The organism is Oscillibacter valericigenes, assembly GCF_021531915.1.
Lineage (GTDB): Bacteria > Bacillota > Clostridia > Oscillospirales > Oscillospiraceae > Oscillibacter > Oscillibacter valericigenes_A.
In genome coordinates this window covers 22,294-44,712 of the sequence record NZ_JAFBIV010000010.1, presented here as the reverse complement: position 1 = coordinate 44,712, position 22,419 = coordinate 22,294, and the positions used below count along the sequence as shown (strand labels likewise).

The window sequence follows — 22,419 nt, the reverse complement described above, 5'->3', positions numbered from 1 at the left end:
TAAAGAATAATTTCAATTACCTCACAAAAATCCCATATTAGCATTTAAGCCCGTACTGATCGGATGTCAGTACGGGCTTTTTGTCGTTCATTTTTACTTGATGTCCTCTTTGAATGCCTCTACAAGCATATCGCTGAGTGCTTTGGACGGTACTTTCGCCCAAATCTGAGTGGTGTCCTCTGCCGGGAATGTATAACGCCAACGGTCATACTGGTCCTTACTGATTTCACCGTTTTTCAGCTTTTCGGCTTGGTCAGCCCATGCAGAAAGCATTTTGAAAATGGACTCATCCATTGTGCGCTTGCTGCCATCAAAGACGATATGTACTTCGCCTCCTTGTTTTTCAGCTCTGACACCATAAATGTCCTCGACAGCAAAAAGCGTATGGATAAAGCCAAGATTGCTGTCAATGTCGGGGATGCGCAAAGCCAAAGGAGAAACCTCCAGAACATTGGCAAGAGCGTTCACCAAATCTTCCTTGGGCGTTCTGGAGCCGGACTCATACTGAGCCATACGAATATCAGCGGTCTTTTGGGGAAACCCCACGGCTTGACCGAGCCACTTCTGCGTCATGCCACGCAGGTTGCGTATAAAACGGATTCTTTCACCGATTGCCATAGTTTTCTCTTCCTTTCGGATTGTTGCTATTAATATAGCATAAAAGTTTAGATCGTGTCAAGATAACTTAAATAAAATTATTTAATATTTTCTCCGAAGCCTATTGACATAACGGAATTTGCTTAGTATAATGATGGCATAAGCTTAAGCGAATATGTTTAAGTCGGGGAGAAGGTCTCTAACACACATATCGTTGAAGGTTTATCCGCCCGGGCAAATCGGATGGCGGCCAGAAAGTATTCCGACACTAAATAAGGAATATTATACCCAAAAATCAAAAAGGAGGAATTGAATGGAAAAGAAGTTCATCAGAGTGGACGAAGTTGCAAAGGAGTTGGAGATTTCGGAATCCCACGCATACAAGATTATGCGTAAGCTCAACCGAGAGTTACCCTTTATCACCACTGATAAGATTTTGATAAGCATCCATCGTACAGCTATAATAATATGGGTAATCAAAATAATCAGAACAGCAGGTACAATATCTCCTAAGCAAAATTGTTTAATGTGCAAGTCCCTGCAACGAGTGGGAGTAACCAGCTCCGCTTCTTCGGACAGCATAGAAAGGAGGCCCATATGACGATCACACTGGCAACCATGGAGGATTTCGACGGCATCCTGGCGCTCCACAAAATCTATCACACGGATTACATCTCCCCGGAGGACCGGCCCAACGGCTTCGTCACTACCAACTTTACACCGGAACAGCTGGAGGCACTGATCACCCAGGAACGGGGCGTCACCATCGCCAAGGATGACAACGGCAGGGTTTGCGCCTACGCCATGGCGGCTTCCTGGGCGTTTTGGGCCCAGTGGCCCCTGTTCACCCACATGATCCAGCATCTGGAGGAGTATTCCCTGGGCGGGCAGACCTTGTCAGAGGAAAACTCTTACCAGTACGGTCCCGTCTGTGTGGCGGGCGAGCACCGCGGCACCGGTCTGTTTGAGAAGGTCTTTTATTTCTCTCTGGCCAGTATGAAGAGCCGCTACCCCATCATGGCCACCTTCATCAACCACATCAATCCCCGCTCTTATGCCGCTCACACCCGAAAAGTACCCATGACGGAGACAGGCAGCTTCCAATTCAATCAGAACAACTACTACCTGATGGCCTGTCCCACCTCCCTGACCCAGAATTGAAAAAGGCTTCCGCCGCAATAATTGATATGCTCCTCCCAAAGTAGACTTTGGGAGGAGCATATCAATTATTGCTTGATGAGGAAATTTTTTATGCAATGTCTTTATAGTAGGCCACCAGCATGTCCACCACGGTCCCGTAGGACTGGATGCCCTGCTCCTGGCCGTAGGCCTTCAGCATACCGTCGTAGACCTTGTTGGAAGTCTTCTGGACCGCCGTGTCCCGGAACTGATTCCAGTAGGCGGTGTCGTCAGTCAGGTCCGCCTCCACCGTCTCCGGCAGGGCCTTCCGGATGGCCCAGTAGGTGTCCGGGGATATCCGGTAGAGGGCATTGCCCAGGTAGATGTACCCCATGAGCCAGCCGGAATAGGCATAGGCGTCGTTTCCGCTGGTGACGGAAGCCAGGATGCCCAGGAAGTTGCACTCCTGCTCCGAGGCGTAGCCCCGCTGGTGGGCCATCTCGTGGGCCGCCGTGGCGGGCAGCATACAGGCCGGGCTGTCCACATTCACGTTGGACTCCCCGGTATAGGGGCAGTAGACGCCGGTGAAGTCCAGCATACTCATGACGCGGGACAATCGGATGGGCTTCACCCCCAGGTCATCAAAGGCCAGGAAGGGAAACTGCTCCTCCAGGGCGTCGTAGGCATGGGGGCTGTCCGCCAGGATGTCCTCCCGGGGGACGGCAAAGACACCGCTTTCGTCCCGGGCCACAGTATCCGCGGTCAGGGCGGTCTGTTGGGCGAAGTACACCGTCACCCGCAGCAGGTCCTCCGCCGCCACCGGCTGGGCATAGATGCCGGAGCGCTCCTGAAAGCTGTCCGTGTAGTAATCCGCGCCCCAGAACCAGCAGAATACTGCTCCCAGGGTCAATGCGCCGCAGGCGGCTCCCAGGAAAGCGGTATAGGCCCGGCGTCCCCGGCGGCCCTTGGCCCGGACCACAGCGGCGACGCTCCAGATCACATAGGCGATGACCGCCAGCACCAGCAGGACACACAGCACCTCCGCCACGGAGAAGTCCACCAGGTAGCACAGCCGGCCAACAAATCGGCGAACCGGGGTGGAGACATGGCCCACAAAGGCGTTCATGACCCCACGGCTCTCCCGCAGCAGGACAAAAAGTGCCAGCAGACACAGGTCCGTCAGCAGCCAGATATGAAGTTTTTTGTGATGTAAGAAAAATTGCTTCATGACTTATTCGGCTGCGGCAAGCAGCTGTTTGGTATAATCCTCTTTGGGATGGTCGAAAATGTCCTCCACGGTCCCCTGCTCCACGATGCGGCCGGACTTCATGACCAGCACCCGGTCACAGAGCTGATAGACCACGTTCAGGTCGTGGGAAATGAACAGGTAGCTCAGGTCCAGCTCGTCCCGCAGCTGTCGCAGCAGCTTCAGGATCTGGGCCTGGATGGTCACATCCAGGGCGCTGACCGGCTCGTCCGCAATGAGGAACCGGGGCCGCTGGATCAGGGCGGTGGCGATGCTGACCCGCTGGCGCTGGCCGCCGGACAACTCCGAGGGCTTCGCCGCCAGGACCTCCTCCGGCAGTTCCACCCGTTTCAGCATGTCCCGGACCCGGCGCTTGCGCTCTGGGCCATCATACTTGCCGTAGATCCGCAGGGGCTCTTCCAAAATCCATTCCACCGTATAGGCCGGGTTCAGGGAGCTGTACGGGTCCTGGAAGATCATCTGGGGCCGCTTTGTATAATGGGTGATGGTGCCCTGGTCGGGCTTGATAATGCCTAAAATCGCCCGGGACAGGGTGGATTTGCCGGTGCCGGACTCCCCCACCAGACCCAGAATCTCGCCGTGGTGAACATCGAAGGTCACATCATGGAGGACCTCCTGATAGGTTCCCTTACGGAAGGGGCCGCCCTCATGGTAGCCGCCGCTGACATGGGAGACGGAGAGCACCAGTTCCTCGTTCATAGGGTGTCCTCCTTCCGCTTCCGGGTGGGAATGGCGGCGATGAGCCGCTGGGTGTAGGGGTGCCGGGGATGGTAAAACACCTGGTCGGTGTTCCCCTCCTCCACCAGAACGCCCCGCTGCATCACGGCAACCCGGGTACAGAGCTTCCGCACCACGTTCAGGTTGTGGGAGATGAACAGCATGGAGATGCCGGACTCCCGGTTCAGCTTTTTCAGCAGCTCTAAAATCTGAGCCTGGATGGTCACATCCAGGGCGGTGGTGGGCTCGTCCAGCAGCAGCAGCTTGGGCTGGGCGATGATGGCCGCCGCGATCATGGCACGCTGCAGCATGCCGCCGGACAGCTCATGGGGATACTTTTCATAGACCGCTGCCGGGTCCGGCAGCTCCACGGCGTCCAGGGCCTCCAGGGCCATCCGCTTCCGCTCCTCCCGGGACATGTCCGTGTGGATGCGGAGGACCTCCTCCACCTGGGGGCCGATCTTCATCAAAGGATTCATGGCGCTCATAGGCTCCTGAAATACCACGCCGATGTCCCTGCCCTGGACCTTGCGCAGGATGGAGCGGTCCGCGTGGAGCAGCTCCGTGCCGTCCAGCAGCACTTCCCCGGAATAGGCGCACTGCTTCCGGGGCAGCAGGCCCGCCACGCTCATGGCGGTGACGGACTTTCCGGAGCCGGATTCGCCCACCAGGCCCAGAATCTCACCGTCGTGGATGGTGAGACTGACCCCGGCCACGGCCTCCCGGTCCCGGGTGTGGAATTTCACATGCAGGTCTCTGATCTCAAGCATCAGGCCACCTCCCCGTTCCGGCGCTGCAGACCCTCGCCGATCAGACCCACGCCGAACACCAGCAGCACGATGGTGATACCGGTGCCCAGGGCGTACCAGGGAGCGGCCACGAACATGCCCTGGGCCTCGGAGAGCATGTAGCCCAGTGAGGCATCCGGAGGCGTGACGCCGATGCCCAGGAAGCTCATGGATGCCTCCGCCAGGACGGCGTTGTTGAAGCCGATGGTAATGGCGGGCAGCAGCACCGACATGGTGTTGGGCAGGATATGGACCAGCAGAATGCGCCCGTTGGAAGCGCCCATGAGGCGGACGCTTTTCACATAGTTCACATCCCGCAGAGCGGCGAAGGCGGTGCGGGTGACCCGGGCAAAGCTGGGGATAAACACCAGTCCCAGAGCCACGATCACGTTATACTTTTTACCGGGACCCAGGATGGAGATGATCACCAGGGCCAGCAGGATGCTGGGGAAGGCGGTCAGGGCGTCATTGAGCCGCATGAGGGTCTCGTCCACCATGCCGCCGAAATAGCCGGTGAGGGCGCCCACGGCGGTGCCGCAGACGGCGCCGATGGCCACCACGGAGGCCGCGATGGTAAAGGTGCTGCCGGCACCCCGGAGGACCCGGCTGAAGATGTCCCGGCCAAACTTGTCGGTGCCCATCAGATGCTGCCAGGTGGGTCCCTGGAGCTTGGGACCGGTCATCATGGCCTCGGGGTCGTAGGGCGTCCAGAAGAAGCCCAGGATGATCAGGACCGTCAGGATGGCCGTCAGAATCAGGCCGGCTTTCAGATAGCCATTCAGCTTTGCTTTCTTCATGCCGCACCTCCCAGCCGCAGGCGGGGGTCGATCCGCTGGTTGATCAGGTCCGCCACGGTGCCCGCCAGCACCACCCAGAAGGCCAAAATCACCACGATGGCCTGCACCGTGGGATAGTCCCGGTTGGAAATGGAGGTCACCAGCATCCGGCCCAGACCGGGGATGGCGAAGACCTGCTCCACCACGATGCTGCTGGCCACGATCTCGGCCATGGTCTGGGCCAGGAAGGTCACCACCGGCACCAGGGCGTTTTTCAGCACATGGCGGTACAGCACGCCGCCCCGGTCATTGCCCCGGGAGATGGCAGTGCGGACATAGTCCTTCTGCATCTCTCCCTGGACGGTGCTGCGCAGCATCCGCACGGTCATGGCGATGCGGGGAATGGCCAGGGCCAGGGCGGCGAAGAACAGGTACTTCACGGCGCCGCCGAAGTCCTCCGTCAGAGAGGGGAACTTTCCGTGGACGAACCACTTCAGCAAGGTGCTGAACAGCCAGCTCAGCAGAATACCGGTAAAGAAGGGCGGCACCGCCATACACAGCTGGTTCACCATGGTGCGGGCCCCATCCAGGACACCGCCGGAGGACCGGGCGGACCGGAGTCCCAGGGGAATGGACACCACCACGATCAGCACAAAAGTCAATCCGCTGAGACACAGGGTCACCAGCACCTTGGGGGCAATCAGGTCCCACACCGGCTGGCGGTAGCTGTAGGACACACCCAGGTTTCCGGTAAAGAAGCCCAGGAGCCACTCCCCGTACCGGACCAGCAGGGGCCGGTCCAGGCCCAGCTGCTCCCGCAGGGCGGCCACCTTCTCCGGGGTGGCTTCGGTGCCCAGCATGGCGGTGGCGGGGTCGCCGGAGATCAGGTCAAAGGCCACAAACGCCAAAAGGGAGACGATGACCATGGTCAGCAGCAGCATGGCGATGCGCTTGGCCGCGTACTTCATGGGTCATCGTCTCCTTTCGGGTCAGCGGCATACAAGGTGCCGCCGCTCATTTTATTTTGCGTAACGGATGGTGGCCAGGTCCAGCACATAGATGGGGTAGAAGGTCACACCCTCCAGGCCCTTCCGCACTGCCACCAGATCCGCCAGGTCCTGGATGTAGACATTGGCAGCGTTTTCGGTGAGGTTCTGCTCCATCTGCTTGTACAGGGAGGTCTGCTCCGCGTCGTCGCTGCTGGAGAGCACCTGCTGGAACAGGGCATCGTAGTCCGCGCTGTTGTAGTTGATGAAGTTCTTGCCGTAGGTGGAGGTAAACCGCTCCAGCAGGGCCCGGGCGGTCATGGTGGAGGCGTCCACGCCCACCACGGTGGACTGGAACTGCCGGCCCACGTACACATCGGACACCCAGCTCTCCCACTCGATGGGCTGAATAGTTGCCTTGACGCCGATCTCCGCCAGCTGCTGCACCAGCACCTCGGCGGTATCCATGTGGGGCTTGTAGTTGCTGGGAACAGTGATGGTCATTTCGAAGCCATTGGGATAACCGGCGTCCGCCAGCAGGGCCTTGGCCTTGTCCACATCCTTGGTGTAGTAGTTGGTCAGGCTGTCGTCAAAATACTTGCCGAAGGCGGGGTACATGCTGGAACCGATGGGGCTGCCGTAGCCGTCGAAGGCGATGTCGATGATGGCCTGCTTGTCCACGGCATAGCACAGGGCCTGGCGGACCCGCACGTCGTCAAAGGGCTTCTCGGCGTTGTTCAGGTACATGGCCTGGACCAGGTTCATGGTGCCCTCGGCCACGTTGAAATCGTCGCCCAGCTGGGCAACCTGGGTGCTGGTCAGGTGAGAACACAGGTCGATGGCGCCGCTCTGGAGACTCATCATCAGGCTGTCGGCGTTCTCGATGATCTTCAGGGTCACCTTGTCCAGGTTGGCGGGGGTGCCCCAGTACTCGTCAAACTTCTCCAGCACCATGGAATCCTGGGCGGCCCGGGAGACAAACTTGAAGGGGCCGGTGCCGATGGGGGCGGTGTCCTGCTTGTCGTAATCAGAGGGCAAAACGGCAACCGTCAGATAGGACAGGAATTCGTTGCTGGGCTCGGCGATGGTGATGGTCACGGTGCGCTCATCCGCGGCCGCGATATTCTGGATAACAGAAAACGCCTCCACCTGGACGATACCCGTCTCAGTGGCGGCGGCGCAGCGGTTGATGGAATATACCACATCCTCTGCTGTCACCGTGTCGCCGTTATGGAACTTCACGCCTTCCCGCAGGGTGAAGGTGTAAGTCAGGCGGTCTTCGGAAACCGTGTAGTTTTCAGCAACAGCAGGGGTCAAATCTCCGTCGGGAGTGGGCTTCACAAGCCCCTCGAATACGTTGAACATGACTTCTCTGGTTCCTGCCTTCACGGTTTTGTGAGGGTCAAGACTGTCGTCAAGGTCCTGTGCGATGCCCACGGTGATCTCATTGGCCACGGGGGCGTCAGGGGTACTGGGTTCCTTCTCAGCGGGCGTCTGCTCTGTGCTTCCGCCTCCGCAGCCGGTGAGTGCGGCACACAGGAGAGCTGCCAGCAGAAGGAATGCGGTGAGTCGTTTCTTCATGATTTGTTTCTCCTTTCATCACTGCCCCATTCGGGGTCAATGTGGGATGGCTTCCGGCCATCCAATCAGAATCTTCGGCTCTATTCAATTGTCAAATAGAAAGCCTTGCGGTATGTCGTTATTTTTATAACGAGCATCCCGCAAGGCAGTATTGTACAGGATATATACCGGGATTGCAAGAGTTTTTTCCGGTTTATTCCTCTGATTTCGGGCCGTTTTCCACCCTGGGCTCCGGTTTTGGGCCGTCCGGGCCGTAGGCCGCCGTGTCCATGGGCAGGTCCTTCTCCTTCAGCCGGGACTCCACCAGGAAGTCCGCCAGGCTGTACAGACAGGCGCACACCGGCACGCCGAAGAACATGCCAGCCAGGCCGAAGAAGCTGCCGCCCACCAGGATGGCGATGATGACCCACAGGCTGGACAGGCCGGTCTGATTGCCCAGGATCTTGGGGCCGATGACATTGCCGTCCAGCTGCTGGAGAGCCAGCGCGAAGATCACGAAGTACACGGCCTTCATGGGGGACACCAGCAGGATCAGGAAGGTGCTGGGGATGGCTCCCAGAAAGGGACCGAAGAAGGGAATGATATTGGTGACGCCCACGATTACGGAGATCAGGGGCGTATAGGGCATTTTCAGCAGGGTGCAGCCGAAGAAGCACAGGATGCCGATGATCAGGGAATCCAGCAGCTTGCCCCGGACGAAGCCGGAGAAGATATCATCCACCCGGGCACTGCCCCGCAGGACCCAGTAAACATGCTTTTCAGAGAACAGGCTGTACACCACCTTGCGGGCGTGGGCGGCGCAGGTTTCCTTGGTGGCCAGGAAATAGACCGACACGATGATGCCCACCAGCAGGTCTCCGAAAAAACGCACCAGGCTGTACACCCCGCTGAACACGCCGCCGGAGACCACCCCCATCAGAGTGGTGGCCTGGGGCAGCAGGTCGTTTTTCACCCAGTCCTCCAGAAGTTTGAAGTAGTTTTCCATCTGCAGGGTGGCCCACCGCTCCAGCATCGGGTTGGTCTCCAGCAGATGCTGGACCCAGCCGCTGATGGTGTTGTAATAGGTCTCGATGTTGGACACCAGCTGCAGCAGGCTCTTGTACAGCTCCGGGATCAGGATGGAGAACAGCACGTAGACCATCACCAGGATCAACGCCCAGGTCAGCAGGATGCTGACAGCCCGGACACCCTTGGAGATACGCTGCCGCTCCGGCTCTCTGGGCAGGGGCTTCCGGGACACCTGGGCAAAGGGGCGCAGCTCGAAGAAGTTCACCACCGGGGCCAGCAGATAGGCCATAAAAGCTCCGTACAGCACCGGCTGTGCCGCTTTCAGAAGCTTCCGGGCAAAGGCCATCAGGGCATGGCTGCCGAAGAGCGTATCGTAAAACAGCAAAATGGCGCCCACGGTGCAAAACGCCGTCAGCCCCCATTTCACATAGCGGTTCTTCCAGATCATGTCCGTTCCCCCATAGTGATTTAATTTTATTCTACACGGCTCCCAGAGGAATTGCAATCACCATTTTCCCGTGATATACTGTTTTTTACACGCCCGAAACGGCGATTTCTTCCCTGTAAGCATCTGTTTTTCGTTTTCCAGGAGGCAATTTTATGACGCAGAAAAAACTGCTGATGATCGTCAATCCATCCGCCGGCCGCAGCAAGTCCCGGGGACCGCTGTTTGACGCGGCGGCCATCCTCTCCCAGGCCGGCTATCTCATTTCCATCCACACCACCGCCTGCGCCGGCGACGCCGCCGAGACGGCAGCCCGGGAGGGCGAGCAGTACGACGTGATCGTGGCCGTGGGCGGCGACGGCACGTTGAACGAGGTGGTCTCCGGCGTGCTGCGGCTGGAGCATCCCCCCATGCTGGGGTATCTGGCCCAGGGCAGCACCAACGATTTTGCCTCCAGCCTGCACATCTCCAACAAACCCGCCGTGGCCGCCGCCGCCATTGCCCAGGCCGCTCCCCGTCAGCTGGACATCGGCCGGTGGAATGACCGCCACTTTGTCTATGTGGCCTCCTTCGGGGCCTTTACCCGCAGTTCCTACGCCGCGCCCCAGGCCGCCAAGAACGCCCTGGGCCACTTCGCCTATATCCTGGAGGGCATGAAGGATCTGAACACCCTGCGGCCTTATCAGGTCAAGCTCACCGCCGACGGCGAGGTGCTGGACGGCGAGTACCTGTTCGGCGCCGTGTGCAACTCCACCTCCATCGGCGGCCTCATGAAGCTGGACCCGGAGCGTGTGGTGCTGGACGACGGCCAGTTCGAGATGCTGCTGATCCCCAACCCCAAAACGGCTCAGGACCTCCAGAACCTGGTGCTGGCCCTACTGGACCAGCACTATGACCGGGAGGGTCTGGTGTTCCGCCACGTGTCCTCCATCCATCTGGAGACGGAGCAGGACCTGCCCTGGTCCCTGGACGGCGAGTACGCCGCCAGCACTCCCGTGGTAGACATTGAGAACCGTCAGCGGTCGCTGACCATGCTGCTGTGAGCGGGGCGCTGGAGGCCCTGCGCCGCCGCTATGGGGGCCATGAGCCGGGACTGATGGGCGCCCGGAAGGAATACGCCGTCCTCTGCCCCTTTGTGGAGCGGGAGGACGGCCCCCACCTGCTGTTCGAGGTGCGGGCGGCGGGCCTGCGGCAGGGCGGCGAGGTCTGCTTTCCCGGCGGCCGCATGGAGCCAGGGGAAACGCCTGTTCAATGTGCCCTGCGGGAGACGGAGGAGGAGCTGTCCATCCCCCGCGGTGAAGTCGACGTATTCGGCGCGTCAGATTTCATCTGCAATCAGCGGGGCTTTCTGCTGCGGCCCGTTCTGGGCGTGGTATCCCCCGCCGGCATAGAGGCCCTGCGGCCCTCTCCTGCGGAGGTGGCGGAGGTCTTTACCGTTCCCCTGGCCTTTTTCCGGGAAAATCCGCCCCAGGCCTGGGCCTATGACCTGCTGCCCCGGGTACCGGAGGACTTCCCCTATGAAGCCGTGGGTATTACACGGGACTACCCCTGGGCAAAGGGGCGCACGGAGGTGCCGGTGTGGTACTGGCAGGGCCATGCCGTCTGGGGCATGACCGCAAGGATCGTGAAAGACATTCTGAATATTGAAAAAACATGACCGCCTCGGTTGAACTGCACCCCATTTGTTAGACAGTATGATATACTATCTAACAAGTGGGGTGTTTTGCTATGCCAAAAGGAGTACCAAATAAACGATATACGCCGGAATTTAAAGAGCAGGTAATAAAGACAATGCTGGAAGAAGGACTGGCACTGATAACAGCCTTATCCATACGATAATCGCTGATTTCCTTCTTGGCCTTCTCCATATCAAAGCCCTGCTTGTCGGGGTCAAACTCACCCAGGAACCACTTTTTCACGAAGGGATAAACGCTGATGCCTTCATCCTCAGCCATCTTCTTAACAGCCTCATACTCCTTCATAATCTGCTCGGCGTTTTTCCGGGTGGAGATGTAAGCCTTCATAAAGGCGAAGTCCATACCGTTGTAGGTCTTCTTGGCCTTGGTGGTGTGCTTCTTCTGCTCCTTAACGATCAGAGTGAAGTCGGGATGCTTGGCAACCTTCTCGGCCAATTCCTCGTAGATGGGGCCGAAGCCCTTGCTTGCCTTGTCAAAACTGGCTTTGGTGCCGATGATCTGATTCTCGATGAAGTTGATGGTGAAACGGACGGCGCTGACAGTGTTCTTCTTCATAATGTTTCCTTTCTTGTTCCTTTTGGAACGGTGGCTGTTATTCGGGAGCCAGACCCTTTAATTTTTTTCGGTGAGATTTGCTTTGTTTCATCTCTCACTTTCTGGCTTTATTATAGCAAAAGGGGTATCCAATATTTCTGGATACCCCATAAAGATAATTCATATTCTTTTTCTTTATTTCTCTCGGAAGATGCGTGGTTTAAGTTCAAAGTCGTTCCACACTTGTTCGTTGTCCTTCAAAGGCGATAAAAGATGTGCGAAGATGTATAATTTAGTTCAAACATCTGGTTTCCTGAACACTTAAAAGTTTATAATACAGACATCCACATTGCTGACTTCCACATCTGGCATTTTCAGAAGAAAAACAGAGATAGACTTCCACAGAAACTTCCACCCCACCCGGCGGAGGGCACAAAAAAAGAGGAGACCACTTTCGTGATCTCCTCTTGGATAAATCCTTGCTGTATCAGGGATTTCAGTCGATTAGAAGTAACGCTTCAGCAGGCCGGCGAAAGCCTTGCCGTGACGGGCCTCGTCGCGGGCCATCTCGTGCACGGTGTCGTGGATGGCGTCCAGGTTGTACTTCTTGGCCAGCTTGGCCAGCTCGAACTTGCCGGCGGTGGCGCCGTTCTCGGCCTCGACGCGCATCTCCAGGTTCTTCTTGGTGGAATCGGTCAGAACATCGCCCAGCAGCTCGGCGAACTTGGCAGCGTGCTCAGCCTCTTCCAGAGCGGCGCGGCGCCAATACTCACCGATCTCGGGATAGCCCTCACGATGGGCAACGCGGGCCATGGCCAGATACATGCCGACTTCGGTGCACTCGCCCATGAAGTTGGCGTTCAGACCGTCGATGATCTCCTTCTGGACCTCCTCGGGCACGTCAGCGCCGAAGGACTTACCCACGCCCAGGACATGCTCAGCAGCCCAGCTCATCTCGCCCTTCTGCTCGGTGAACTTAGAGGCGGGAACACCGCACTGGGGGCACTTCTCGGGGGCAGTCTCGCCTTCCCAAACATAACCGCAAACCTGGCAAACCCACTTTTTCATAATGATTTCCTCCTCGTTTTTTATCATGTATCATGATCTTGATTGATTTATTGTTTACCCCTTCGGGATGGTATGAGTATATCAGGATATTCTGATATACGCCAGTTGCTTATGCAACAATACCAGAAATTTATTTTAAAAAGGGCCGGGGAGCCAGAAGCTCCCCGGCCTGACATTCGATTAGCTTATTCCTTCTCAGCCAGAGCCTTCGCCTCGGCGATGGCCTTCTCCTGGGCCGCGGGAGGACAATCCTCATAGCGGACAAAGTGGAAGGTAAAGCTGCCGCGGGACTGGGTCATGGCGCGCAGGTCGATGGCATAGGTGCCCATCTCGCCCATGGGGACCTCGGCAGTAATGACCTGATCGCCGGTACCGGTGGGGTCCATGCCCATGACGCGGCCCCGGCGCTTGTTCAGGTCACCGATGACATCGCCCATGTAGTTGTCGGGCACGGTGACCTTCAGCTCGCCCACGGGCTCCAGCAGCACGGGGTTGGCCTCGGGCAGAGCGGCCTTGTAAGCCAGCTGAGCGGCGGTCTTGAAGGCGATTTCGGAGGAGTCCACGGGGTGATAGGAGCCATCGTACAGGACGGCCTTCAGGTTCACCACGGGATAGCCGGCCAGAGGACCATGGACACAGGCCTCACGCAGGCCCTTTTCCACGGCGGGGAAGAAGTTCTTGGGCACGGAGCCGCCGAAGACTTCCTCAGCGAAGATCATGTCGTCCTGCTCCATCTGGGGCTCGAAGCGGATCCACACGTCACCGAACTGGCCGCTGCCGCCGGTCTGCTTCTTATGGCGGCCCTGCTTCTGAACGGTCTTGCGGATCTTCTCACGGTAGGCAACGCGGGTGGGCTTCAGCTCGGCCTCCACGTTGAAGCGGCTCTTCAGCTTGCTGACCAGCACGTCCACCTGCATGTCTCCGGCGCCGGAGAGGACCATCTGGTGGGTCTCGGCGTTGTTGACCACGGAGAAGGAGGGGTCCTCCTCGTTCAGGCGGGCCAGGCCCTGGGCGATCTTGTCCTCCTGGCCCCGGGTCTTGGGCACGATGGCCACGGAGTAGCAGGGCTCGGCGAAGGGGATGTTCTTCAGGGCCACCACCTTACGGGGGTCGCACAGGGTATCGCCGGTCTTGACCTTGTCCATCTTGGCGATGACGCCGATGTCGCCGCAGCCCAGCTCCTTGACCTCGGTGGTCTTCTTGCCGCGCATGGTGTACAGGCGGCCCAGCTTTTCGGTGCTGCCGGTGCGGGCGTTGACCATGGCCAGATCGGGGGTGATGGAGCCGGAGAGGACCTTCACGAAGGAGTACTTGCCGTACTGGTCGGAGACGGTCTTGAACACGAAAGCGGTGGGCACGCCGCCGGGAGAGACCACGAATTCCTCGGTCTCGCCGTCAGCGCGGGTGGCCTTGTGATAGTTGCCCTCCATGGGGTTGGGCAGCAGGTCAACGATGTAGTCCATCAGCATCAGGCTACCCATGCAGTTGACGGCAGAGCCGCACAGCACGGGGAACATGCTCAGATCCCGGACGCCCTGGCGCAGGCCCTGGATCATCTCGGCGTAGGTGAAGTCCTCACCGCCGAAGAACTTGTCCATGAACTCCTCGCTGGTCTCGGCCACGGACTCCTTCAGGGCGTCGTTGAACTCGGTGATGACGTCCATCTTGTCGTCGGGGACCTCGATCTCCACCCGCTTCAGGTTCTGCATCTCATAGGCGCGCTTGTTCAGCACATCGATGATGCCGGTGACCTTCTTGTCCTCGTTCCAGATGGGGACCACCAGGGGAGCGATCTTGTTGCCGTACTTGACACGCAGGGCCTCGAAGGTGGCGTTGTAGTCAGAGTTATCCTCGTCGGTCTTGGAGATATAGATAAAGCGGGGCATGTTCCGCTCCTCGCAGTATTTCCAGGCCTTCTCCAGGCCAACGGAAATGCCGTCCTTGGCAGAGCAGACGATGATGGCGGCGTCCGCGGCACGCAGAGCCTCCATGACCTCGCCGGAGAAATCAAAAGCGCCCGGGGTATCCAGCACGTTGATGCGGCAGCCCGTGAACTCCAGAGGAGCGACGGCGGTGCTCAGAGAGATCTGGCGCTTGGTCTCCTCGGGATCATAATCGCAGACGGTGTTGCCGTCCGCCACACGGCCCATGCGGTCGATGGCGCCGGTCATATAAAGCAGGCTCTCCGTCAGGGCGGTCTTACCGCTGCCGCTGTGGCCCAGCAGGCAGACGTTGCGGATGTTCTGTACTGAATAGCTCATTGTTCATTCCACTCCTTATGTTGTGCTGTCGACACGGCACAGGGCCGCGATAGGGAATTGACGGGTGTCAAAAGTCCTAATGTAGAAAGTATACAACATTTCCGGGGGCAATACAACACAAATTTTGGCAGGTTCTACATTTTGGGCAGGAGGTAGAAAAAAGTCCTGAAATTTTTAACAAGTACGCAAAAATAAAAATCGGAAATCAGGAACGAGGAATGGTTTCGCACACCTCAGTCTCCCGATTTCCGATTTCTCATTTCTGATTTCTAATTTTTGGAAAGGATCAGCACCGGCAGGGTCCACAGCAGCAAAAACACCTCCAGCAGCAGAGGCGTCAGCAGGCCGTAGGCTCCCTGGAACACCATATAAAACACCAGCAGGGTCCCCACGATGCTGCCCAGTAGGCCGAACACCGCCGACTTCCGCACCGCGCCGCACAGCCTGCGGCTGCCCACCACGATCTCCGCGTAGGGCAGCAGGCCCTCCCGGAACAGCAGGGCCCGGGGCAGGTCCCGGTCGTTCTCCGCCTCGCTGAGAGCCACCCGGCTGGTCAGATCCGGGTACTCCACCCGCACGCTCTTGTGGAACTTCCGCTTCAGAAGGGCCGGGGTGATGTTGGGGTCCCGGGAGGCCAGAATGGGGGTGATATGACTGCGGCGCATCAGCCGCAGGGCGAAGTCCACGTTTTCCGCCGGGTTGTACTTCACCGCGAACACAGCCGTCAGATGGCGGTCCACCGCCAGAAAGACGCCGGTCTTCAGCTTGATGTCCCCCGGGATGCGCACATCCATCTTCCGCATGAAGGAGGTGGTTCCCAGCAGCACGGACTCCCCGTGGATGCTGGCGGACCAGCCGCCCTCCTCGTAGAAGCTGAAATCGTCGGCCTTCTCATAAAAGCCCAGCTCGCTCCGCAGCAGGCCGTCAAACAGCCGCTCCAGGCCGCAGCCCGCGCAGCGGGCCATGGTGGCGGCGTAGGCCATGACCTTCCGGCGCTCCTCGCCGTAGATCTTGATGCCGTTGAGCTGGATAGTCCCCGGCGGGAACAGGTCCGCGTCCGTGACGATCATGGTCTTGCGGCGGCTGATCTTCTCCGCGCCGGACCAGCCGGCCACAGCGCAGCCCGCCTTCTGCAGGTGGCGGGCCAGCCCGGAGAAGGGCAGTCCCCAGCACAGGGGCAGGGCGAAGGTGGCGCCCGCCGCCAGGATGGCGGACCAGTTCAGCAGGAAGTCGCTCCCCCGCCCCTGGCCCAGGGAGCTGAGACCCGCGAAGACAAAGGAGGCCACCAGCACCACCGGCAGCAGGGCCGTCTGCCACAGGACCGACACGTCCTCCCGCATGGCCGTGGTGTAAAAGCCTGGAACAGACCCCCGCTGCTTGCAGGCGCCCTGGTCCGTGTCCGTCACCAGATAGGGGGGCTCATCGTCCAGGGACGCCGTGCGGAAGGTGTCGTACATCCCCCGGCTCTCCCGGCTGATGCCCCACTGGGCAAACACCAGGGCCAGACAGGCCGCGGCGCCGTAGGGCGGCACCGGGCTGCGGTCCGGCAGCAGCAGGCAGGCCCCGCAGTCCCCCAGGGCCGCCAGGGCAGAGATGGAGATCAGCAGCTCGCTGACGCAGCGCTTGCGCCGCAGCATGGTGACCCCCTTGACGATCATCTGGCGGCACAGCAGCGCCGTAACGGCCAGGCAGGCCATCAAAATGATGCTCTGGAACCGGAAATCCCCGGTCCACATGGGGATGGTCAAACCGTACTGCTCCACCGCCATGAGCACCACGGGGATCAGAGCCGTCAGCAGGGCGGGCAGCAATCCGCCCTTGCGGCTCCGGTACTCCCGCCGGTAGTCCTCCGCCGCCTCGCAGGGCTCCAGCTCCGGACCGATGGGCTCGATCTCCGGCTCCGGTTCCGGGGCGGGGCTGTCGTACAGCTCCTCCGTCTCCTCCAGCTTCCGCCGGGAGAACAGGCCCCGGCGGGGCTTTAACAGCGGCTCCGCCTTCTCCTCCATCACCGCGTCCACGGTGCTGCCCACCACCTCTTCCAGGGAGATGGGCCGGGGGGATTCAGGAATGGGCTCCGGCTGGGGCTTTGGAGCGGGGGGCGGCTCCTGCGGTCCCGGCTCTGACTCCGGCTTTTTGGGCGCGGTCCGCCGGGGCGGCGGGGCGGGAGGCTCCTCCGGAGCCGGGGCCGGCTCCGTCTCCCGGACCGCCTGCTCCACGTCCTCCATGATCCTCTGCTCCCGACTGCCGCCGTATTCCGCCAGGATCTCCTCCAGGGAGAAGTCCTCCGCCAGAGGTGGAACGTCCGTCAGCGGCGCGTCATATTTGGTTGTTTCCTGATGTTCAGACATGCGCAGCTCCTCTTTGGCTTGGTATCCGGTCAGTGCCTCATCCCCGCTGGCGGACCGCCTCGTACAGCAGAATGGCCGCGGCGGCGGAGGCGTTCAGGGAATTCAGCCGCCCCCGCATGGGGATACTGACCAGGAAGTCACAGTTTTCAGCGGCCAGGCGGGTCATGCCGTCGCCCTCGCTGCCGATGACGATGGCGGCGGGGCCCTTCAGGTCGGCGTCGTACAGGCTGGTGGTGCCGTCGGCCGCCGTACCGAAGACCCACACGCCCTGCTTCTTCAGATCCTTCAGCAGGGCCGGGATATTGGGCACCCGGGCCACGGGCATGTGGGCCACCGCGCCGGCGGAGGTCTTTGCCACCACGGCGGTCAGGCCCGCGCTGCGGCGCTTGGGGATCACCACGCCGTGGGCCCCGGCGCACTCGGCGGTACGGATGATGGCGCCCAGGTTATGGGGGTCTGAAATTTCGTCACAGATCACCAGCAGGGGCTTCTCCCCCCTGGCGGCGGCGCCCTCCAGAATGCTCTCCACGGTGACGTACTCCCGCACCGCCGCCAGGGCGATGACGCCCTGATGGGCATGGGTGCGGCTCATGTTGTCCAGCTTCCGCCGGTCGGCGTCCACCACCACGATGCCGGCGGCCCGGGCTTTGGAGGCAATATGCCCCAGGGTCTTGTCCGTCTCGCCCTTCAGGATATAAATTTTATCAATGGTCTCCCCCGCCCGCAGGGCCTCGATGACGGCGTTGCGGCCCTCGATGACGCCGTCAGCCTCGGCGGTCAGCGCGTTTTTCTTCTGTTCGTCCATACTTTTTCCCTCTCATACAGAATATTGTTACATTCAGAAGTTAGTATACCATACCAGCGGGATACAATAAAGCATGAATTTACAGAAACTTCATGAAAAAAGCACCCCCGCGCCTTGCCCCCTCCCCGGGTTTATGGTATATTATGTTTCAGTTTTTTGCCTCTTTGAAAGGAGTTTTCCATATATGAATCAAAACAACAAAAAGAATTCCCGCCCAGACGGCGGGAAAAACAGCAACTGGCGGGGTCTGCTGTCCCTGATCAGCTGGGCGCTGCTGCTGACCATCATCGTCAGCTATGCCACCAACTACATGAACAGCGCCGGGCGCCGGGCCTCCTCCGTGGAGCTGGAATATGGTGACTTCCAGCAGATGGTCATTGCCGGGGACGTGCAGTCCGTGGACTTCGACAACGAGGAGGATATCCTCATTGTCACCCCAGTGGACGGCTATACCCATACCGCACAGGATGGCACCGTGTACACCAAGGGTACCGACGAAAAGGGCAATCCTGTCTACACCTCTGATAAAATGGGCAGCGCCCCCGTCTCCCTGCAGCTCTTCACAGTGAAGGTCCAGTCCAACGACGCCATCGTGACCTTCCTGAATGAGCACGGCGTCTATGACATCAACGAGGACTACAAGGCCCCCATGGGCATCATGATGATGCTCCTGATCAACATGGCCCCCTTCTTCATCATCATGGCGGTCATGCTGCTGATCATGAACATCGCCGCCAAGAAGGGCGGCATGGGCGGCATCGGCGGTATCGGCGGCGTGGGCAAGGCCAACGCCAAGGTGTATATGGAAAAATCCACCGGCGTCACCTTTGCCGACGTGGCGGGCCAGGACGAGGCCAAGGAATCCCTGACGGAGATCATCGACTTCCTGCACAATCCCGGCAAATACACTGAGATCGGCGCCAAGCTGCCCAAGGGCGCATTGCTGGTCGGCCCTCCGGGCACCGGCAAGACCCTGCTGGCCAAGGCCGTGGCCGGCGAGGCCAACGTGCCCTTCTTCTCCATCTCCGGCTCCGACTTCGTGGAGATGTTCGTGGGCGTGGGCGCTTCCCGTGTCCGCGACCTGTTTAAGGAAGCCTCCAAAGTTGCCCCCTGCATCGTGTTCATTGATGAGATCGACACCATCGGCAAATCCCGTGACAACCGTATGGGCGGCAACGACGAGCGGGAGCAGACATTGAACCAGCTGCTGGCGGAGATGGATGGCTTCGACCCAACCAAGGGCATCATCCTGCTGGCCGCCACCAACCGGCCCGAGGTCCTGGACCAGGCCCTGCTGCGGCCCGGCCGGTTTGACCGCCGCATCATCATCGACCGGCCCAACCTGGCGGGCAGACTTGCGACCCTCCAGGTCCACACCCGTAACATCAAGCTGGCGGAGGACGTGAACCTTAAGAAGGTGGCCCTCGCCACCGCCGGCTGCGTGGGCGCGGACCTGGCCAACCTGGTCAACGAGGCCGCCCTGCGGGCCGTCCGCAAGGGCCGCAAGCTGGTGACCCAGGAAGACCTGCTGGCCGCCTTCGAGCTGGTCATCGCCGGCACGGAGAAAAAGGGCAGCGTCCTCACCGAGTTTGAGAAGAAGCTGGTGGCTTACCACGAGGTGGGTCACGCCATGGTGGCCTACAAGCAGAAGAACAGCGAGCCCGTCCAGAAGATCACCATTGTCCCCCACACCCAGGGCGCCTTGGGCTACACCCTGCTGATGCCCGAGGAGGACAAAACGGAACTGCGGACCCGGGATGAACTGATGGCGAAGATCACCGTCTCCATGGGCGGCCGCGCCGCCGAGGAAGTGGTGATGAACACCATGACCAACGGCGCATCCCAGGATATCCAGGACGCCACGCAGGTGGCCCGGAACATGGTGGCCATGTTCGGCATGAGCGACGAGTTCGGCATGATGGCCCTGGCCTCCCGGAGAAATCAGTACCTGGACGGCGGCTACGGCATGGACTGCGCCCAGGACACCGCCGCCCGGATGGACCAGGCGGTGAAGGAGATCCTGGACAAGTGCTACCAGTCCGCGGTGGATATTTTGAAGGAAAACCGGGAGGACATGGACAAGGTGGTGGCCTACCTGCTGGAGAAGGAGACCATCACCGGCGCCGAGATGGTGGCCATCATCGAAGGCCGGGACCCCGAGCTGGTGGAGGACGCCTACGCCTCCACCCGTGCCCGGGAGGAAAAGGGCTTCCGCCCCTCCCAGCCCGCGGTCATTGAGGCTCCCGCCAAAAAGGTCCACATGATCTCCCAGAAGATCGAAGCCCCGGAGGCGCCCGCGGAAGATTCGGAAAAGCCCGCCGGGGAAACGCCCGAAAAACCGGCTGACGAATCCGCAGAAGAGCCCAAGTAATCAATCAAACCAGGCGCGCCCGGACAAGGCGCGCCTGGTTTTTACAAGGAGAAACCGCTATGAATATCCGTCCCGCCACCGCCGCCGACATTCCGGCCATCACCGCCATCTACGACGCCATTCTGGACCGGGAGGAAGCCGGTCCCGTGTACACCAACTGGCAGCGGGGCAAATACCCCACCGCGGACACCGCCCGGCAGGCCCTGGAGGCCGGGACCCTGTATGTAGGCGAGGAAAACGGCTTTCTCTGGGGCGTGGTGAACCTGAACGGTATCCAGCTGCCGGAGTACGACGTCATCCCCTGGACTATCCCCGCTGAAAGGGACCGGGTGGCTGTCATTCACACCCTCTGCATCCACCCCGCCGCCTCCGGACAGGGCCGGGCCAAACAGATGGTGGCCTTCTGCGAGGAGGAATCCCGCCGCCAGGGCAAAACCGTCATGCGGCTGGACACCTGGGAGGGGAATCTCCCCGCCAACCGGATGTATCCCGCCCTGGGCTACCGGTACGCCGGAGCTGCGGAGTTCTTCTTCCAGGGCTTTATCCGGGAAATTTTGAACTGCTACGAAAAAGCACTGTGAACATACCAGCGCCCCATGGAAAATTCCATGGGGCGCTTTTCGTGCGGATATCACATGTCCCTTGTGGCCCTTCGGTAGATGCGGACGAAGTAGGCGATCTCCGCCGCCGCCGTGATGGTCCAGGAGAACACATACAGCAGGTACAGGGAGGCGATGGTCCGGAACCAGGCGAAGACGGTGTAGACCCAGAGGATACGGAACACGCAGGAGCCCAGGATCACGATGACCATAGGCACCGCGCTCTTGCCCAGTCCCCGGGAGGCCGCGATAGTGCAGTCCATGAAGGCCGACACGCAGTAGGACAGGCTCATGATGGTCAGGCGGTGCATGCCCGCCTCAATGACCGCCGGGTCCGTGGTGAACAGGCCCAGAAACTGGCGGCCCAACGCCAGGAGCAGCAGGCCCAGGACCAGTCCGGCGCCGAAGGAATAGCCCATGCTGATGGAAAAACTCCGGCGGATGCGGTCCTTTTTCCCGGCGCCGTAATTCTGGCCGATGAAGCTGCCGCAGGCGGTATAGAAGGCCGCCATCACGTCATAGACCAGGGCGTCCGCATTGGTGGCGGCGGAGTTGCCCGCCACCATGGTGGCGCTGAAGGTGTTGACGCCCATCTGAATGAAGAGGTTCGCCAGGGCGAAGATGCCGTTCTGCATGCCAGAGGGAATGCCGATGGCCAGAATCGCCTTCGTACGCGTTCTGTGGAACCCCAGGTCTCCCAGACGCAGGCCGTAGGCCTCCCGGCTGCGGAACAGGGCCGCCAGCACCAGGACGGCGGAGAGATACTGGGAGATGACACTGGCGATGGCCACGCCCGCCACATCCAGCCGGCAGACGATGACGAACAGCAGGTTCAGCGCCACATTGACCACGCCCGCGACGGAGAGATAGCACAGGGGCCGCCGGGTATTGCCCACGGCGGAAAACACGGCGTTGCCAAAATTGTACATGGCAAGAGCCGGCATGCCCAGGCAGTAAATGCGGAAGTACCGCACCGCGCCGCCGATGAGCTCCGGCTTGGTGTGCAGCATCTCCAGGATCATCTGCGCAAAACCGCAGCCCGCCGCCAGCAGCAGGATGCCTACTGCCGCGGACACCAGAGCGGCGGAGTGGACCGTGTCCGACAGGCTCTTCCGGTCCCCGGCGCCGAAATGATGGGCCACCAGCACGCTGACGCCGCCGGAGAGACCGATAAGGAATCCGGTGAACAGGGACACCAGAATGGTGGTGGAGCCCACCGCGCCCAAGGCCACGGGGCCCGCGAAGCGGCCTACCACCGCCACGTCCGCCATATTAAACAGGACCTGCAAAAGGTTGGAGAGGATCAGCGGGATGCTGAACACCAGGATCTGTTTTCCCAGCGGGCCTGTGGTCAGGTCCTGCTGCGCCGTCTTCATTCCTCTCACGCTCCTTTGCGTCTCTTTCGTTTTCGCTCCCCAGTGTAGCATAGGCAATCGGTCTTCTCAACCGTGA

General features: G+C 60.1%; 20 protein-coding genes. 6 read left to right on the top strand and 14 right to left on the bottom strand.

Annotated elements, in window-relative coordinates:
• Positions 1 to 93: 93 nt before the first annotated feature.
• Entirely contained in the window at positions 94 to 618 is a 525-nt protein-coding gene (locus JQM66_RS08225; protein WP_235229399.1) for a helix-turn-helix domain-containing protein, read from the bottom strand.
• Positions 619 to 910: 292 nt separating this feature from the next.
• Between JQM66_RS08225 and JQM66_RS12805 the strand changes: the two genes are divergently transcribed.
• On the top strand, positions 911 to 1,198 hold the full coding sequence (locus JQM66_RS12805; protein ID WP_407946011.1) for a hypothetical protein: 288 nt from the start codon (positions 911 to 913) through the stop codon (positions 1,196 to 1,198).
• Entirely contained in the window at positions 1,195 to 1,758 is a 564-nt protein-coding gene (locus JQM66_RS08215; RefSeq protein WP_235229398.1) for a GNAT family N-acetyltransferase, read from the top strand. Before JQM66_RS12805 ends, JQM66_RS08215 begins: the two co-directional genes overlap by 4 nt.
• 88 nt (positions 1,759 to 1,846) lie before the next feature.
• On the opposite strand, the gene JQM66_RS08210 is transcribed toward JQM66_RS08215, so the two are convergent.
• The 7 genes from JQM66_RS08210 to JQM66_RS08180 all read right to left on the bottom strand — a co-directional run bounded on the left by JQM66_RS08210 (position 1,847) and on the right by JQM66_RS08180 (position 9,287).
• Entirely contained in the window at positions 1,847 to 2,944 is a 1,098-nt protein-coding gene (locus tag JQM66_RS08210) for a DUF3810 domain-containing protein (RefSeq protein WP_235229397.1), read from the bottom strand.
• Between the two features lie 3 nt (positions 2,945 to 2,947).
• On the bottom strand, positions 2,948 to 3,682 hold the full coding sequence (locus JQM66_RS08205; RefSeq protein ID WP_235229396.1) for an ABC transporter ATP-binding protein: 735 nt from the start codon (positions 3,680 to 3,682) through the stop codon (positions 2,948 to 2,950).
• Positions 3,679 to 4,470 carry an ABC transporter ATP-binding protein gene (locus JQM66_RS08200; RefSeq protein WP_235229395.1) on the bottom strand — a complete coding sequence of 264 codons (792 nt, stop codon included), beginning with the start codon at positions 4,468 to 4,470 and terminating at the stop codon, positions 3,679 to 3,681. Before JQM66_RS08200 ends, JQM66_RS08205 begins: the two co-directional genes overlap by 4 nt.
• Positions 4,470 to 5,285, bottom strand: coding sequence for an ABC transporter permease (locus JQM66_RS08195; protein ID WP_235229394.1), 816 nt, complete (start codon positions 5,283 to 5,285; stop codon positions 4,470 to 4,472). Before JQM66_RS08195 ends, JQM66_RS08200 begins: the two co-directional genes overlap by 1 nt.
• Complete coding sequence (locus JQM66_RS08190) at positions 5,282 to 6,232, bottom strand: ABC transporter permease (RefSeq protein WP_235229393.1); 951 nt, start codon at positions 6,230 to 6,232, stop codon at positions 5,282 to 5,284. Before JQM66_RS08190 ends, JQM66_RS08195 begins: the two co-directional genes overlap by 4 nt.
• Positions 6,233 to 6,283: 51 nt before the next feature.
• Positions 6,284 to 7,831 (bottom strand): ABC transporter substrate-binding protein, encoded by a 1,548-nt coding sequence (locus JQM66_RS08185; RefSeq protein WP_235229392.1) that lies wholly within the window; start codon positions 7,829 to 7,831, stop codon positions 6,284 to 6,286.
• Positions 7,832 to 8,024: 193 nt separating this feature from the next.
• Positions 8,025 to 9,287 carry an AI-2E family transporter gene (locus JQM66_RS08180; protein ID WP_235229391.1) on the bottom strand — a complete coding sequence of 421 codons (1,263 nt, stop codon included), beginning with the start codon at positions 9,285 to 9,287 and terminating at the stop codon, positions 8,025 to 8,027.
• 152 nt (positions 9,288 to 9,439) lie between these two features.
• Here JQM66_RS08180 and JQM66_RS08175 point away from each other — a divergent pair, with 152 nt between their 5' ends.
• Together JQM66_RS08175 and JQM66_RS08170 are read left to right on the top strand one after the other, a co-directional pair.
• Positions 9,440 to 10,327, top strand: a complete 888-nt coding sequence (locus JQM66_RS08175; protein ID WP_235229390.1) for a diacylglycerol/lipid kinase family protein — start codon at positions 9,440 to 9,442, stop codon at positions 10,325 to 10,327.
• Positions 10,324 to 10,941, top strand: coding sequence for an NUDIX hydrolase (locus tag JQM66_RS08170; RefSeq protein WP_235229389.1), 618 nt, complete (start codon positions 10,324 to 10,326; stop codon positions 10,939 to 10,941). Before JQM66_RS08175 ends, JQM66_RS08170 begins: the two co-directional genes overlap by 4 nt.
• A 49-nt stretch (positions 10,942 to 10,990) precedes the next feature.
• Here the strand turns inward: JQM66_RS08170 and JQM66_RS08165 are convergent, their stop codons facing one another.
• From JQM66_RS08165 to rlmB, 5 genes are all read right to left on the bottom strand, one after another.
• Entirely contained in the window at positions 10,991 to 11,536 is a 546-nt protein-coding gene (locus tag JQM66_RS08165; RefSeq protein ID WP_235229388.1) for a hypothetical protein, read from the bottom strand.
• 483 nt (positions 11,537 to 12,019) lie between these two features.
• On the bottom strand, positions 12,020 to 12,583 hold the full coding sequence (locus tag JQM66_RS08160) for an NADH peroxidase (RefSeq protein ID WP_235229387.1): 564 nt from the start codon (positions 12,581 to 12,583) through the stop codon (positions 12,020 to 12,022).
• A gap of 185 nt (positions 12,584 to 12,768) precedes the next feature.
• A complete protein-coding gene (locus tag JQM66_RS08155) occupies positions 12,769 to 14,844 on the bottom strand; it encodes an elongation factor G (RefSeq protein WP_235229386.1) in 2,076 nt (691 codons plus the stop codon).
• 269 nt (positions 14,845 to 15,113) lie between these two features.
• Entirely contained in the window at positions 15,114 to 17,192 is a 2,079-nt protein-coding gene (locus JQM66_RS08150) for a hypothetical protein (protein WP_235229385.1), read from the bottom strand.
• Between the two features lie 37 nt (positions 17,193 to 17,229).
• Entirely contained in the window at positions 17,230 to 17,997 is a 768-nt protein-coding gene (gene rlmB, locus JQM66_RS08145; RefSeq protein ID WP_235229384.1) for a 23S rRNA (guanosine(2251)-2'-O)-methyltransferase RlmB, read from the bottom strand.
• 184 nt (positions 17,998 to 18,181) lie between these two features.
• On the opposite strand from rlmB, the gene ftsH reads away from it, so the two are divergent.
• Both ftsH and JQM66_RS08135 read left to right on the top strand, forming a co-directional pair.
• Positions 18,182 to 20,368 (top strand): ATP-dependent zinc metalloprotease FtsH, encoded by a 2,187-nt coding sequence (ftsH, locus tag JQM66_RS08140; protein ID WP_235229383.1) that lies wholly within the window; start codon positions 18,182 to 18,184, stop codon positions 20,366 to 20,368.
• A 59-nt stretch (positions 20,369 to 20,427) separates the two neighbouring features.
• Positions 20,428 to 20,949 carry a GNAT family N-acetyltransferase gene (locus JQM66_RS08135; protein ID WP_235229382.1) on the top strand — a complete coding sequence of 174 codons (522 nt, stop codon included), beginning with the start codon at positions 20,428 to 20,430 and terminating at the stop codon, positions 20,947 to 20,949.
• A gap of 50 nt (positions 20,950 to 20,999) precedes the next feature.
• On the opposite strand, the gene JQM66_RS08130 is transcribed toward JQM66_RS08135, so the two are convergent.
• Complete coding sequence (locus JQM66_RS08130) at positions 21,000 to 22,343, bottom strand: MATE family efflux transporter (RefSeq protein WP_235229381.1); 1,344 nt, start codon at positions 22,341 to 22,343, stop codon at positions 21,000 to 21,002.
• Positions 22,344 to 22,419 lie beyond the last annotated feature (76 nt).